This is a genomic window from Chryseobacterium sp. Leaf394 (assembly GCF_001424105.1).
GTDB lineage: Bacteria > Bacteroidota > Bacteroidia > Flavobacteriales > Weeksellaceae > Chryseobacterium.
The window spans coordinates 30,080-45,736 of the sequence record NZ_LMQH01000006.1 but is presented as its reverse complement, the minus strand read 5'-3'; the positions used below and the strand labels follow the sequence as shown (position 1 = coordinate 45,736).

12 protein-coding genes are annotated in these 15,657 nt (G+C 37.8%); 2 read left to right on the top strand and 10 right to left on the bottom strand.

All coding sequences use genetic code 11. The features are described 5' to 3' along the window. The first annotated feature begins 210 nt into the window (after window positions 1–210). Complete coding sequence (locus ASG21_RS02450) at window positions 211–1,395, top strand: DUF4861 domain-containing protein (RefSeq protein ID WP_241773438.1); 1,185 nt, start codon at window positions 211–213, stop codon at window positions 1,393–1,395. 11 nt (window positions 1,396–1,406) lie between these two features. Next, complete coding sequence (gene pelA, locus ASG21_RS02445; protein WP_128414199.1) at window positions 1,407–2,426, top strand: pectate lyase; 1,020 nt, start codon at window positions 1,407–1,409, stop codon at window positions 2,424–2,426. A gap of 289 nt (window positions 2,427–2,715) precedes the next feature. On the opposite strand, the gene ASG21_RS02440 is transcribed toward pelA, so the two are convergent. The 10 genes from ASG21_RS02440 to ASG21_RS02395 all read right to left on the bottom strand — a co-directional run bounded on the left by ASG21_RS02440 (window position 2,716) and on the right by ASG21_RS02395 (window position 15,559). Next, window positions 2,716–4,005: a DUF1593 domain-containing protein gene (locus ASG21_RS02440; protein WP_056075365.1), complete on the bottom strand. Its 1,290-nt coding sequence runs from the start codon at window positions 4,003–4,005 to the stop codon at window positions 2,716–2,718. A gap of 115 nt (window positions 4,006–4,120) precedes the next feature. Continuing rightward, window positions 4,121–6,595 carry a glycoside hydrolase family 95 protein gene (locus ASG21_RS02435; RefSeq protein ID WP_056075362.1) on the bottom strand — a complete coding sequence of 825 codons (2,475 nt, stop codon included), beginning with the start codon at window positions 6,593–6,595 and terminating at the stop codon, window positions 4,121–4,123. Window positions 6,596–6,892: 297 nt separating this feature from the next. After that, the gene (locus tag ASG21_RS02430; RefSeq protein ID WP_056075357.1) at window positions 6,893–7,798 is read right to left on the bottom strand and encodes an alpha/beta hydrolase; all 906 of its coding nucleotides are present in this window, start codon (window positions 7,796–7,798) and stop codon (window positions 6,893–6,895) included. A 333-nt stretch (window positions 7,799–8,131) separates the two neighbouring features. Then, complete coding sequence (locus tag ASG21_RS02425) at window positions 8,132–9,031, bottom strand: alpha/beta hydrolase (protein WP_056075354.1); 900 nt, start codon at window positions 9,029–9,031, stop codon at window positions 8,132–8,134. Window positions 9,032–9,091: 60 nt separating this feature from the next. After that, window positions 9,092–9,433, bottom strand: a complete 342-nt coding sequence (locus ASG21_RS02420; protein ID WP_056075351.1) for a cupin domain-containing protein — start codon at window positions 9,431–9,433, stop codon at window positions 9,092–9,094. A 208-nt stretch (window positions 9,434–9,641) separates the two neighbouring features. Beyond that, window positions 9,642–10,379 (bottom strand): rhamnogalacturonan acetylesterase, encoded by a 738-nt coding sequence (locus ASG21_RS02415; RefSeq protein ID WP_056075348.1) that lies wholly within the window; start codon window positions 10,377–10,379, stop codon window positions 9,642–9,644. Between the two features lie 273 nt (window positions 10,380–10,652). Next, entirely contained in the window at window positions 10,653–11,630 is a 978-nt protein-coding gene (locus ASG21_RS02410) for a pectinesterase family protein (protein WP_056075345.1), read from the bottom strand. Between the two features lie 223 nt (window positions 11,631–11,853). Next, complete coding sequence (locus ASG21_RS02405; protein WP_082482336.1) at window positions 11,854–12,759, bottom strand: alpha/beta hydrolase; 906 nt, start codon at window positions 12,757–12,759, stop codon at window positions 11,854–11,856. Between the two features lie 300 nt (window positions 12,760–13,059). Then, window positions 13,060–14,721: a glycoside hydrolase family 28 protein gene (locus tag ASG21_RS02400; protein WP_056075342.1), complete on the bottom strand. Its 1,662-nt coding sequence runs from the start codon at window positions 14,719–14,721 to the stop codon at window positions 13,060–13,062. A 10-nt stretch (window positions 14,722–14,731) separates the two neighbouring features. After that, entirely contained in the window at window positions 14,732–15,559 is an 828-nt protein-coding gene (locus tag ASG21_RS02395; RefSeq protein WP_056075340.1) for a rhamnogalacturonan acetylesterase, read from the bottom strand. Window positions 15,560–15,657: the final 98 nt, after the last annotated feature.

Sequence of the window (15,657 nt, the reverse complement as noted above, 5' to 3'; positions counted from 1 at the left end):
ATATCGCAATTTAAGTTCACACAGATTAGACAAATTAAGCAGATTTTAATAATTCAGTTTAATATTAAACATTTTATAATGGTCGGATGAAATAAAAATTTTCACTGAGAAAACATACAGAGAAATTTGAAGTAACTTTTTAAGAAACATTTAAGGTTTAAAATTCATCCATTATTCAGAATATATTTACTTTTGATAAAACTACATTTTATGTTCGGACAAAATATATCAAAACTGAGTTTAAGTTGTGCAATCGTTTGCATTACTGCAAATTTTATGAATGCACAGACCTCAATTCAGGTAAAAAATACTCAGGATTTTGCAAGAAATGAAATCGTTTCTGTTTCAGCGAAGCAGTTGAAAGCATTTTTAGGGAAAAATAAAGCGGAAGATTTAAGAATAAAAGATGCCCAAAACCAATATCTTCCCATTCAGTGGATTGATAATGACGGCGACGGGAAAAATGATGAACTTCTTTTTCAGGCGAAATTAGACGCAAAGAAAACAAATTCATATACGATTTTAGCAGATGCCAACACGCCGGTTCCTGAAAGTCAGGTAACCACGTATTCCAGACTGGTTCCGGAAAGGGTGGATGACTACACTTGGGAAAACGACAGGGTGGCGTTCAGAGTGTATGGCCCAAAAGGTCAGGCTGAAGCTTTGGCAAAAGTAAAGGGGAGCACACTTTCCAGTGGAGTCGATATCTGGTTTAAAAGAACCGAAAAATCCGTCATCAATGAATGGTACAAAGGCTATCTGACAGATCCGATGTATTATCACAAAGACACGAGAGGCGAAGGCTACGATCCATATCACGTTGGAGACAGCCGTGGAACGGGCGGAATCGGGATTTGGAAAGATGAAAAACTGCAGGTTTCTCAGAATTTTGTGACTTCAAAAACTATTGCAGAAGGTCCGTTGAGAACGGTTTTTGAACTGACCTACGCACCGTGGAGCGAGTTTGGAGTGAAAGAGACAAAAAGAATTTCTCTTGATTTGGGTTCCAATTTTTCTAAGTTCGAATCGACTTTTGAAACTGAAAAACCTGTTCCGAATTACACGGTCGGAATTTCTCTTCATAAAAACGAAGGCGAATCTAGACTGAATGACAAAAATGGGTACTATCTGCACTGGGAAAAAATCGATGATGCCTTTGTGGGCGAAGGAATTGTGGTAGATCCGAAAATTGTTCAGAAATCTGTAGCTTTCAAATCTGAAACTCCGGATCAGAGTAATTTGCTGGTTGTAACGAAACCCCAGAAAAAGCTAACCTATTATGCAGGATTTGCATGGCATAAAAGCGGGCAGATTCAGACACAGAAAGATTGGGAAAATCTTTTGGATATGCAGGCTAAAATAGTTGCCAATCCGTTAGTAATTACGATTAAATAATTAAAATAATAATGAATTTAAAATTCAAAATAGCATCATTCTGTTTAATAACAGCCACATTTTCTGCTCAGGTAAAAGATACTTTGGCCGAAAAAATGATGGTCTATCAGCTTCCGAACGGTGGTTGGGGAAAACATATGAGCAATAAAAAAGAGGTGGATTATAAGAAAAAGATTGATCCTAAACTTTTAAAAATCATTAAAGCCGGAGACAACAATCTTGCAACAATTGATAACAACGCGACCTCGAAAGAGATTAACGGTTTGATTAACGCATACAGCACCACAAAAAATCCCGCATATCTGAAATCAGCAGAAAAAGGAATTGAATATTTGCTTTCGATGCAGTACGAAAATGGAGGTTTCCCGCAGTACTTCCCGAACTCTGCGATTTATAGGAAGCAGGTGACCTACAACGACAATGCGATGATTAATGTATTGACGATTCTGTACAATATTTCTGAAGGAAAAGAAGGCTTTGATGCGGTGAGTTCTCAGTTGAAAGAAAAGTCGAAAGTGGCTTTACAAAAAGGAATTGCATGCGTTTTGAAAACTCAGGTTCTGCAAAATGGAAAATTATCCATCTGGGCAGATCAGTATAATGAAGTTACTTTAGTTCCTGAAAAAGCCAGAGCTTTTGAACCGATGTCACTGGCCACAGGAGAATCGGTGAACATTGTGAAATTTCTGATGTTGCAGCCTGTAACGCCCGAAATTGAGAAGTCAATCAGATCAGCTGTTCAGTGGTTTAAAGAAAGCAAAATTGACGGTTATACCTACAATGTTTCGAGAGAAAGTGATAAGGCCATCCGTACGTTGAGCAAGAAAGAAGGTTCGGCAGTATGGGCAAGATTTTATGATATTCCAACCAATAAACCGGTTTTCGGAGACCGTGATGGAAGTGTAAAATTCAATTATGAAGAGGTTTCAGAAGAGCGCAGAATGGGCTACAGCTGGTACAATGAAGCGGGAACAAAACTGATTGAAAATGAGTTTCCAAAATGGCTGAAGCGAAATAAATTGACGCAATAGATCAAAGTAAACCTCATAGGTTTTCAAAACCTATGAGGTTTGATAGAAATAAAAATCCTGAAGCAAATATGCGTCAGGATTTTTTATGTAATTGTCGATAGCAAATTTTGACATTAAATAAAAGTTCAAAAGGGAAGAGAAATAAAATATTTAATTCCCCACAGACTCCGCAGATTTACACAGATTTTTTTGCGCAACCATCTGTGAAGATATGTAAAATCCGTGGGAAAATCATTTCGCTAAAATCCACAAAAATTCAAGTATCAAAAATTCGCGCATTCGTGGCAGACTACTTCAGCCACTCCCAACGTTTCGCCCAATCCAGAAGAATATCATTTTTCCATTTTGAGATCGTTTTCCCGCCCTGAAATTTCCCTTCATACAGTTTCGGATCAGACTGATCAGAAAACCACGTATTTCCTAATGGAATATCGGTAGGATTTTCCTTTCCCGGCCAAAGATTGACAATATTCAATTTTCCTTCATGACCGTTCAGTTCAGGAATTTCTGAGACAAATTTGTAACTCAAAACTTCTGCACCTTTCGGGACATATTTCAAAGCATAGTTTCCGTCACCAAGATAAGAACCCGACCATTTCTGAACATCTTTTTTGTGCATCGTTTCCATATGAAAAGGTGCCGCGACAGTATTTTCATTTAAAACCGGACCTTTAAAACGAAACTCTATTAACGAACAAAAAGCGATGTCCTCAGAACTTCCTTTGGCTCCGTCAACGATAACCTGCGCACTTCGGTTGATTTTTTCAAAACTTCCGCCCCAGCTTTCTCCGGTAGGATCATTGGGGTTGCCATGCATCAGGTAAAAGAGGGTAGGACTGTCGCCCATTTTGATCTCGCCTTTATAATAATTTTTGAAATCTTTCCCCATCGCTCCACAACCTTTGATGTATTGGTCATAATAATCAGTGCTTTTCAGAATCTTAGGATCATCATTTTTTGAGAAAAAAGCATAATACGTCGAATTAGCTTCAATAAACCAAAGATCAGGAAAGTTCTTTGCGATGTAAGAATAGGAATTGGCACTCCATTTTTTGTTGGGTCCGCCAATCCAGTAGATTTTAATCTTATTCTGAATATCGGGTGCATCGTGCAAAGCCTGAGCGACATCTTCCAATCCGCCCCAAACCAAAACCCAAAGCGGCTGAGCTGATTTTTTTCTGGCAGATTTGATAATCCATTCTGAACCTTCGGTAGGTTTTAAATATCCTTCGTAAGGCGCATTTCCACGCAATCCCTGTTTAGAAACGGAGCGCAGATATTTTGGTGTAGGGAAACCTGAACTGTGTTTTTTTAGTTTTGGAAGATCTTTCTCGTACAGACCAATCATTTTTAAAATTTCATCTTTGCTTCCGTTTCCGAAAGACGGCGAAGAAACCAACCCTTCAATATTAAATTTATCCGCATACATCAGCAAATGAATCATCGACTGATTGTCATCGGGATCAGTTCCGCCAATGTCTGTACTGATCAGGATTCTTGGTTTTAAATCCGAAGATTTTTGAGCTTTTAAGCTTGTGATGCCAAAAATTATCAGTAAAAAATAAATAGTTTTTATCATAATTCAAATTAAATTTTATTTGAAAGAAATTTTGTCTGAATCCTGCACTGATTCCATAGATTTTCACAGATCTTTTGCGTAAATATCTGTGAAAATCCGCGAAATCTGTGCGAATCTACTTCACTTCAAAACTATAAACTCCGCCTTTTTCAGTTTTAAAATCAAACGTTTCTGTTTCCGGAACTGCAAAACCTTTCGGTTCAGCTTTAGCTGATTTTAAGGGCGTTTTAATTACATCCACCTGATAATATTCGTTATTATTAGTTCCTTTTGCTGAAATGAAAGTGGTTTTAGATTTTAAATTTAAATTTTTCGCCACTCTGATTCTTGCATTTCCGCCTAAACTGGATTTTACAACTAATTTCGTTAGCTTAGAATTTTTCCATTCCATATCGATTTCAAAACCACCTCTGGCTTTCAAACCTTTTACAGAACCGTTTGGCAAAGCATCGGGGAGTGCAGGCAACAGATAAATGTATCCATCATAACTTTGCAACAGCATTTCTGCAATTCCCGAAGTGCAGCCAAAATTACCATCGATTTGAAATGGCGGATGTGCATCCAATAGATTCGGATAGGTTCCTCCGGACTGGCCTTTATTTTCCATCGGAGCAGGAGTTAACTGATCTGAAATCAATTTAAAAGCACGGTTTCCGTCTAGTAATCTTGCCCACCAGTTCACTTTCCAGCCCATCGACCAGCCAGTGGATTTGTCGCCACGGTAGATCATTGAGTTTTTTGCAGCCTCAGCCAGCTCAACATTTCTCAACGGTGAGATCTGTCCCGACGGAAACAGTCCGTACAAATGAGAAATATGTCTGTGTTTGTCATCAGTTCTGTCCATATCAGTCAGCCATTCCTGCAACTGACCGTGTTGCCCGATCTGCATGGGCGGAAGTTTTGACAAAGCCGATTTCACTTCATCCAAAAGATTTTTATCCTGATTTAAAATTTTTGAAGCATTGATAAAATTATTAAACACATCAAAAACCAACTGATTATCCATCGTGGTTCCCGCAGTGATGCTTACATTTTTAAAATATTTATTTTCCGGCGACATCGATGGGGAAACCACCAGATATTTTTTTGAAGGATCCTGTTGGAGGACGTCTAAATAAAACAAAGCGCAACCCTTTAAAGCTTCATAATTTTTCTTTAGAAATTCTTTGTCTCCGGTGTACAGGTAGTGATTCCAGACGTGTTGGGTAAGCCACGCTCCGCCCATCGGCCACATTCCGTAGAAACCGCCGTCCACGATTCCCGTGATTCGCCACAGATCGGTGTTGTGATGCATGTTCCAGCCTCTTGCTTTGTACATTTCTTTGGCAGATTCCTGTCCGGTAACCGACAGATCCTGAATCATATCAAACAGAGGCTCATGCATTTCGCTGAGGTTGGTATTTTCTGCCGGCCAGTAATTCATTTCGGTATTGATGTTGACCGTGTATTTGCTGTCCCAGGCAGGATTCAGCTGATAATTCCAGATTCCCTGAAGATTGGCGGGCTGTGTTCCCTGTTGCGATGAGGAAATCAAAAGGTAACGGCCAAACTGAAAATACAAAGCTACCAAATCCGGATCCTGTGAATTTCCAAATTCTTGAATTCTGATATCCGTTGTTTTATTTGAATGTTCCGTTTTTCCTAAATCTAGACTTACCCGTTTAAAATATTTTTGATAGTTGGAGATATGAGCCTTTAACTCAGTATCATATTTTTTACTTAGAGCTTTACTTAAATATTCTGAAACTCTCACATCAGGATTTCCGGAAAGATCATTGTATTTTTTAAAATTGGTTGCAATTGAAACATAAATGACCACTTCATCGGCTCCTGAGATCTGCAGCTGATCTTTTGTTGAGGTCAGTTTGCCACCTTTTAAAACAGGAAATGCGACGGTTTTAAAATTAATTTTCCCGATCTTATTGTCTACCGAACCACTCGTTCCATTGATGACCAATTGATTTTTCTCGATGAAAATTGAATTGATTTTGTGTGGAGTAGAGGCGTTGATATTGAAATTTAAACTTCCTTTTTTGCTGGAAGTCAGTTTAATCATGATCACGTTATCGGCAAAAGAAGAGAGGGTTTCACGTTTAAAAGTTACGCCGTTTACTTCGTAAGAAACTGTGCTGATTGCTTTTTCAATATCTAAAGTCCGTTGGTAATTCGTAAAATTCTCATGGCCTTTAAAATCCAGATACAAATCACCCATCGTCTGGTACGGCATTCCGTAATTCAAATCTTTCGGCGCCTGTCTCGGATAGGTTTTGTTGGTTAAATCCTGTGCTTTTTCAAACTGACTTTCATTGATCAAACGACGGACTTTCTGAATGCTGTCGAATGTGTTTTTCGGAACATTATTTCCAGGTTCTCCTGCCCAGATGGTTTCTTCATTCAACTGAAGATGCTCCTGCACTGCACCACCGAAAACCATTGCACCTAACTTTCCGTTACCGATGGGTAAAGCTTCGTTCCAGTTTTCTGCGGGTTTGCTGTAAGTTAATTTTAAATTTTGCTGAGCAAAAGTTGAGACAGAGATCAACGTTCCGCAAGCCAGTAAGATTATTTTATGTTGAATCAGTTTTAGCATTTTAAAGATGTTTTAGTGAAATAAATTTTAAAATTTAAATGCAGATGTTTTTCTCAGTAGGTAAAAACTCAGCGGTTACTTTGTCATTCCGTAGGAATCTAAACTGTTTTATTCCTGCATGTTGAGATTCCTACGGAATGACAAACGCGCTGAAAAAAAACTGGCGAATATCTATTTTAAGTATGATAAACTATCCTGATACATTGTCAATCTTCATCAGCGATTTATCGTAATCTCTATTCTTAAAATAGAATGTTTATAATCTAAATCTACGTTTTAAATATTACTCATTACCCATCACTTATTACCCATATTCCCCAACCAGTCCGCGCAAATTTTCTTCCAGTTATCCGTCAGTTCAGTTTTATTGGAAATTCCGATGTTATGCTCACCTTCCGGAAAGATGAACATGGCTCCTTTTACTTTATTTTTAATCATTGCCTCGTAGTATAAAATTGAGTTGATAACGGGTACGGCATTGTCATTTTGAGCATGAAATAAAATGGTCGGCGGAGTTTTTTCACTCACGCGATTCTGCATAGAATATTCTTTAATCTTTTCATCGGTAGCATTTTCTCCTAAAAGATTGTCGCGACTTCCTTTGTGAGCAAATTCGCCTAAATCGATGACGGGCGAAACCAAAATTGCAAAGTTGGGAACGGTTGAAATGCTTGTCCAATCTCCTTTCAATTCAGTATAATCGGTTGAGATATTGCTTACCATTGCTGCCAGATGGCCTCCTGCTGAAGTTCCCAAAACTCCGATCTGGTCAGGTGCAATTCCATAATGAGCTGCATTTTTTCTGATCAATTTTATTGCAGCCTGAATATCCTGCAAAGGTCCGATTTCTCTCTGCTTTAAATCAGGAGAAGTCGGTAAACGGTAGTTTAAAACAAATGCTGAAATTCCTAAAGTGTTGAGCCATTTTGCATAAGAATATCCTCCTAAATCATAGGTCAAATGTTTGTAACCACCACCTGGAATGACGATGATGGCCATTTTTTTTCTTTCCTCTTTGGCGGGAAGAAAAGCGAACAGCTCAGCTTCCTGAATTTGGGTAATCCGGCCTTCTTTTTCTTCAATGATGTTTAATTTTAAACCTTTGGAATTAGGCATTTCACCTTTCGGCCAGACGGTTATTTTTTGCTGGGCAGAAATTTGAATTCCAATAAAAATGCTGAAGATAAGGATGAAGTTTTTCATTGTTATTTTTTTAAAAATCCGCAATTGATTATAATCTTTAATTTAACGCAAAGCCAAACAAAGAATTTAAAATGATGACCGTTTCTTAAGTTACACAAAGGCGTAAGCTTAACAAAGAAATACAGTGTTCTTCATGATGACAAGTTGTGGACATTCGTTTTTTTTAATCTGAATTATTGTCGGTTAAAGACAAATTTTGTTTTGATGACAAATCTGCAGCCCGACTTGAACGGAGCTCTTTTTGCGAGGAGGAACGACGAACAAAAAAGCGGGAGTGGAAGGCGGAATAGCTGCCCAAATCAACTTCTCATAAATCTATTTTTAAATTACTCACTACTTATTACCAATACTCAAAAGCCAGTCTGCACACAGTTTTTTCCAGTTTTCATTGATCGGGTCTTTATCGGTTACAAAAAACCGGTGGCCACCTTTCGGGAAAATAAACATGGCACCTTTCACTTTATTTTTCGTCATCGCCTTGAAATACAAAATGCTGTTCATCGGCGGAACGGCCGTATCATCCTGATTGTGAAACAAAATCGTTGGCGGTGTTTTATCGGTTACCACATTCTGCATGGAAAATTCCGCAATTTTCTCTGGAGAAACGTTTTCGCCCAGCAAACTGTTGCGGCTTCCTTTGTGAGCATATTCGCCCAGATCAATGACCGGACAAAAAAGAATGGCAAAATTCGGAATGGTAGAAATGCTTTCCCAATCGCCTTTTAATTCTGTGTAATCTTTAGAAATATTGCTGGCCATTGTCGCCAAATGTCCGCCTGCTGAGGTTCCGACAACGCCCACCTGATCGGGAGAAATTCCCCACTGATTTGAATTTTTTCTGATGTATTTGATGGCAGCCTGAAGATCCTGCAAAGGCGCAATTTCTTTTTGAATTAAATCGGGTGAAGTAGGTAGTCTGTAATTTAAAACAAAAGCCGAAATCCCCAAAGTGTTCATCCATTTTGCAATTTGAAAAGCACCTTCATCATAAGTCAGTTTTGAATATCCACCGCCGGGAATGATGATGACGGACTTCTGATTTCTCTCCTTCACGGGAGGCAAAAATGCAAAAAGTTCAGCTTCTTTCAGTTCTGCCAGTTCTTTTTTCTTTTTGGTCTTTGATGCTAAAATTTTTGAATTGGGCATTTCACCTTTAGGCCAAAACGATATTTTTTCCTGTGCGGAAAACTGAGTGAAAAGGAAAATAATGATTAAAAAAAATACTTTTTTCATTGGCGTTAAATAAGAAACCTCATAGGTTTTCGAAACCTATGAGGTTTAATTTTATAAAATTTAATCTTTCAGAAAATCCTCTCTAAACGGTGTAAATGCATCTATCAACTGACCAGCTTCCAGACATTTTACACCATGGAAAATATTGGGTTGTGCAAAAAATCCGTCACCTTTCTGCAGGATTTTGGTTTCGCCGTCTACGCTTACTTCAAACTTTCCTTCAGCCACATACGTGATTTGAGAATGAAAATGCTGATGTACAGCTCCAATAGCATCTTTTTCAAATTTAACGATGACCATCATGACCTGAGAGTTGTATCCCACAAACTGTCTGGAAACACCGGCTCCCAAATCTTCCCATTCGGTATTGCCATCGAAAAATGGTTCTTTTTTGAAATTCATATTGTGATTTTTGAATTTTTGTAATTACTTAAACATAAACTTTGTCATTCCGTAGGAATCTATACATTTGAATCTTCTGTGATTCCACGCTACACTCCGTTTCGCTCTGGATGACAAACTGAGTGTTGATTTCTCTCACAGACTTTGCAGATTGAGCAGATTATTTTCTACAAATCAATCTGTGAAAATCTGTGCGATCTGTGGGATATTATTTAATATATTTCTCCAGACCTGTCTTTAAGTTTTTTAAAGACTTTGTAGCCAGTTTGGCAACCGTTTCTGCTCCCAGTTTTGATAAATGCGTATCATCCGCTTTATCTTTGTCGTAATATGCATTTTCACCTGCCTTGAAATGAAGGTGCAATAATTTTGACTTTTCCGGACCTGCAGCGATTTCCATCTGTTCGGTCAGTAACTGCATGTCTACAAACGCGACTTTCATATCATTCGCCACCATTCTTACCACCAAAGGATAATCGGTGTGCGTATCAATTAAAACCCCATTTTCGTTGAAGTTTCTTCTGGTAATTGAAGTCATCAGAATGGGCGTTGCACCTTTTGCACGGGTTTCATTCACATACCTTTCCAAATTGGCTCTGTACTGAGTATGTGGATTGGTAAATTTCGTTGAATCTTTCAGTTTCTGATCATTATGACCGAACTGAATAATCACGAAATCACCTTTTTTCAATTGCTTTTCAACTTTGTCCCAGCGGCCTTCTGTTCTGAAACTTTTTGAGCTTCTGCCATTCATTGCATGATTTTGAAGCTCAATATTTGGAGTTAAAAATTGTCCTAAAACCTGTCCCCAACCGTGTTCCGGATTTTTTTCGGGATTGTCTTTATTAGACATCGTGGAGTCGCCAATTAAAAATAAGGTTGGTTTTTTCTGAGCTGTCGATAATGCTGAAATTATGATGCTTAGGACTAAAAGTATTTTTTTCATTTTTAAAATTTTTATTTAATGTGAAAAATTTTAAACCGCAAAAGAGTCAAAAGAAATAATTAAAAATAAGACTGTCAAAAGTTTACAAAATGTAAAAGTTTCATTTTGCAAACTTTTGATTATCTATCATTCTCAAACGTCTTTTGTTTCTTTTGCGGTAAAATAACTTTTCATTCTATGGTTTTATTATTGTGAAATGCTTCGACAGGCTCAGCATGACATCGCTAATACTAACTGTTATATTTAAATGGCTTTGAGATTGCTCATTACCAATTACTTATTACTCATATCCGGATTCCAGTCTCCGAAAATGTTTTTGATCGTGTATTTTTTTGCTTCTTTTTTTGTCAGCTGATGCGACCAGGCTACACGGTTTTCGGTTTTTCCGCCTTCGCCTTTGCTTTTGTATTCTGCGTAGTAGGCAGTTTTGTCTTTGTCCGGGAACATTTTGTCGCCTTTCCACGGGTTCCAGCCTTCAGGAAGGATGTGGTTGCCCATTTCGGTATTGATGAAAACGGTTCTTGCGTAAGATCTCCACGGTCTTCCCAAAAATACTTTGTTGATGCCTTCTTTGGCAATTAATTTACAGTCAAAAAATACATGTCCAAAACTTTTAGACTGATCAGTTGATGCCGCCGTAATATAAGAATTGGCTAAACTTTTTATCGTACAGTTTTTGAAAACCACGGTTGCCGAACCGAAAATAAAGTCGGTAGTTCCTTCAATGAAACAATTTTCATAGTATTGTCTGCTGTGATTTCCACCGGTATAAACAGTGTCCTGACATCCCAAAATATTGGAATTTTTAATTATAAAACGGTCACCTTCCACATGAAGCGCAACGGCTTGTCCCTGATTGCATGAAGCATTTTTTATAGTCAGATTTGAAATTTTAACATCATCTGACATCACCAACAAAGTGTATGAATTGAAAGTCGTCATTTTCTCATTCAAAGCATCCAGTTTTCCTGAATAATCATCATTGGAGATAATCGTATTTTCTTTGCTGTCGCCCTGTAAAGTGATTTTATGTTTTGAAGATGGGATGACGATCTTCTCATTGTACGTTCCAGCTTTTATTTTAACCAAAGCTTCACCAGGACCTAAATCTCGGATCGATGTAATTGCTTTTTGAATAGAAGTGAATTGTCCGCTGCCATCTTTTGCAACGGTCACTGTGATGTAAGGATCAGTTCCGGCCAATAAAAAATTGGTGATAGAAACGAAGAGTATTAAAAATATTTTTTTCATTGAAAAATTATTTTAAATGTATGTTTTTTAACGCAAAGTTTTAATTTATTATAAGTAATTTTTAAAGAGCAAAGGATGCGAAGAAGTCGCTTAAGCTTGAAAATAACCGTGAGCTTACAATCAATTTATTGATTATTTTTTGCTCCTTAAAATTATATTATCACTAGATTAAATCTTTGCGTTTTAATTTTGCCTTAACCTTAACCTTAACCTTAACCTAAATCTATTTCAAAGTTTTATCTAAAAACTCCAGCGTCAGATTTAAAGTTTCTGTAAACCAAGGTTCGGCAGACCAGAAGGAGTGTGGAGTGTCTTTGATTTCGTGAAATTCTGTGAAAGTTCCGTAGCTTTTCAGTTTTTTCATCATATCATCTCTTCCAGCGTGAAAACGGGGTTGCGAAGAATTGATAAATAGAGTAGGAGGTGTTTTTTTATCCACGAATTCCAATGGGGAAGCATCTTTCCAGATTTCAGGATTATCTTTGTGAGCGTAACCCAACCAAAAAGCATCGTAAGTTCCTTCTTTACCCGATTCTTCATGAATAAATGAAACGACACCATCTACATTCACAATCGCTTTTATCTTTCCCTTAGATTTTACTCCAACCAAAGTCGCAATCTGGGCACCCGCTGATTCGCCTAAAATTGCGACCTTTTTGGTGTCTACAGAATATTTCTTTTTGTTTTTCTTTAAATATTCAATGGCATTGTTTACATCATCAATCGCTGCGGGATATTTTGCAACTTCGCTCAATCGGTAACCGACTGCAATAGCAACATATCCTTTTGCGGCCAATTCCTGAGCCATGTATTTTTCATTTTCCTTGCTTCCTGAAATCCAGCCACCACCATGAACCATTGCGATTGCAGGATGTTTATTGAATTTATCAAGAGGGTAGTAGATGTCGGCTTTCAGGGAAAGTCCGTTAATGTTGGCATATTCTATATCTTTATCGATCCCGATGTTGGGCGGAACCGGTCTGTTCAAAGGCGTGATGAACGGATGTTTCTTTTTAAGTTTTTCGTATGTTGCTTCGTTTGTGTAAGGAGTAGCATTCGGCTTTGTCTGACCGAATGCTGTTGCTCCTACAAAAAAAACAAAAAGAAAATATAGTTTGTGAAAACTCATTTTTAAATTAATTTGGTTTTGTTCAACCGCAACTTTTTAGTTTAACCACAAAAGTCACAAAAGATTCTCGCAATTTTTAAGTTTAAAACTTTGAAAATACAAGTTCAAAAAAGCTTGTGTTTCAATTTCACCAAAAATCTGTTGACACATTAGAAAACTTGAAGTTTTTTAACTTTGAAAATATTTAAGATACATGAAATTGAAAAATTAAAATTCTCTTCTATATTGAATCTTAAATTTTAAATCTTGAATTCAAAAACCCGAATCCAGAATCTCAAATCTCAAACGTCAAATCTTAAATTATTTAACCGCATTCTTCGCAATCTCTTTCGAGATGCTCAGCTGCTCACCTTTTACATCTTTTGGAAGTTTTACCGATGTGGTTTTTGCTCCTAAAACTTTGATGGTTGGTTTTTGACTTGATTCCAGCTGAAGGGAAGAAAGATCAACGTTTTTACTGTTATAGATCGTAGCTCCAGTTCCTTCTGAATATTTCAGTTTTACGTTTTTCAGCTGAATTCCGTCTGCGTCTACGATGCTTAGTCCTTTTTTAGTTTCGAACTGAGAATCTTCAATCACGATATTTTTAAGGTTCATTTCTGCCAATCCAAATAAAGTAATCGCTTCGTCAGAATTCGTTGCTGTGATATTTTTAAAGTAAATATTTCTGAAAACAGGCGTTTCCTCAGTCACCGGATATGTTTTTTCCGGAGCTTTGTTTCCTTCCGCTTTTTGTCCGTCCTCCAAAACCGGAGAAGCACCTTCGTAGAACATATTAAAACCAATCGTCTGCGTCGGAATGTTGATCATATCGATGTTTTTGATATAAATATTTTCAACTACACCACCTCGTCCACGGGTTGTTTTGAAACGCAGACCGATGTCTGTTCCGATGAACGTACAGTCTGAAACATGCATATTTCTTGCTCCACCAGACATTTCACTTCCGATTACGAAACCACCGTGACCGTGATACACCATATTGTTTTTGATGATTACGTTTTCAGTAGGCATTCCTCTTTTTCTACCGTCTTCATTTTTCCCGGATTTAATACAAATCGCATCATCACCCACGTCGAAAGTATTGTCGTAGATCAGAACATTTTTACATGATTCCAAATCTACACCGTCACCGTTTTGAGAATACCAAGGGTTTCTAACGGTAAGATTTCTTAAAATTAAATTTGAAGTCATGAGTGGGTGAAGGTTCCATGCCGGAGAATTCTGGAAAGTCGGGCCATCCAAAAGTACCTGATCGCAACCTACGATGCTCACCATTACCGGACGTAGGAAATCTTTCACAGATTCCAGTTCAGATTTGTTGATTTTATCGGGAACGTTGAAACTTGAGCTGCCTTCAAATCCTTTTTTATAGCTTTCTGAAGGGTACCAGGTTTTTCCATCTTTAGAAACGATTCCGCCTGATGCAACGAATTTTTTCCATTCCACTTCAGATAATTTCGATTTTTTCACGGCTCTCCATGCATCACCGCTTCCGTCGATCACACCTTTTCCTGTAATCGCAATATTTTTCGCATTTCTCGCAGAAATCGGAGACTGGCAACGGATGGTATTTAAACCTTCAAAACTCACGTCTACCAAAGGATAATCGCTCTTGTCTGTGCTGAAAATAATCATCGCACCGTCTTCTACATGAAGGTTGATGTTGCTCTGCAAAACGATGGGTCCGGTTAACCAAAGCCCTCTTGGAACCACCAGTTTACCGCCACCTTTTTTTACCAAAGCGTCGATTGCCTTTTTGAAAGCTTCTGTATTTTTCACACTTCCCCCTGCAACACCACCGAAATCTTTGATCGATACGGTATTTGCTGCGAAAGAAGTTTCTGCCACTTTAGGCATTTTAAACTCAATTCCTTTATAAATATCTGTATTCTGAGCGTAGAACTGTCCCGAAAACATCATTGCCGCGACAAGACCTATTATTTTGAATGACTTCTTCATTATTTCTTTATTATTTAGTTTTAATTATATTTTTAAATTCTGTGAACACCATCTGTGCGACCACTTTTGCTCCTTCCGGCTGAAAATGGGTATTGTCTTTATTGCCTTTAGGATACGCTTCATACACGCCTTCAGGAAGATTCATAAAATAATGACTGCTCGCATAATCCTGACCTTTTTTGGTGAAAAAATCCATGGATATTTTGTTTAAATCGATATATGGAACATTCATTTCCTTCGCAATATCGATTGGAGCCTGCCAATATTCTCCATGAATATTTTCCAGTTTGCCATCTTTCCATGGAAAGTTTCTTGCAACCGGAGTGATGATGATGGGTTTGCCGCCTTTCTGAATGGTTTGAGCAACGAATAATCTTAAAAATTCTTTGTACCCTTCGATATTTACGTAACGTTCTGTATGTTTTTCTGAACCGTCGTTGTGACCGAACTGCATCATCACGTAATCGCCGGGTTTTAAGTTTTCATAGACATATCTCCATCTTCCTTCCTGGAAAAATGTTCTTGTGCTTCTTCCGCCATGCGCACGGTCGATGATTTTTACTGAATCTTTTAATGAGGTTAAACTTTTCAAACTGTCTTTCACAAAAAACGGCTGAAAAACCTGTCCCCATCCTGTAACAGGATAACGAACTTTCATGTAATCTTTGCCAGGCTCATAATTTCCCGTGTAATCGGCCATTGTAGAATCGCCGACGAGGAAAATGCGGGTGACTTTTTTATCGGATTTATTTTTAGCAACTGCATTTTGCGACTGACATGACGACAGAAGAAATGCGGCAACTAAAAATAAAAAGATATGATTGAATGTTTTGTTCATTATTGAAATTATTAAGCACAAATTTTTTAAACCTTTGATTTCATAAACCTAACGGGTTTTCAAAACCCGTTAGGTTTCGTAGCCTTTTTACTCCCGCA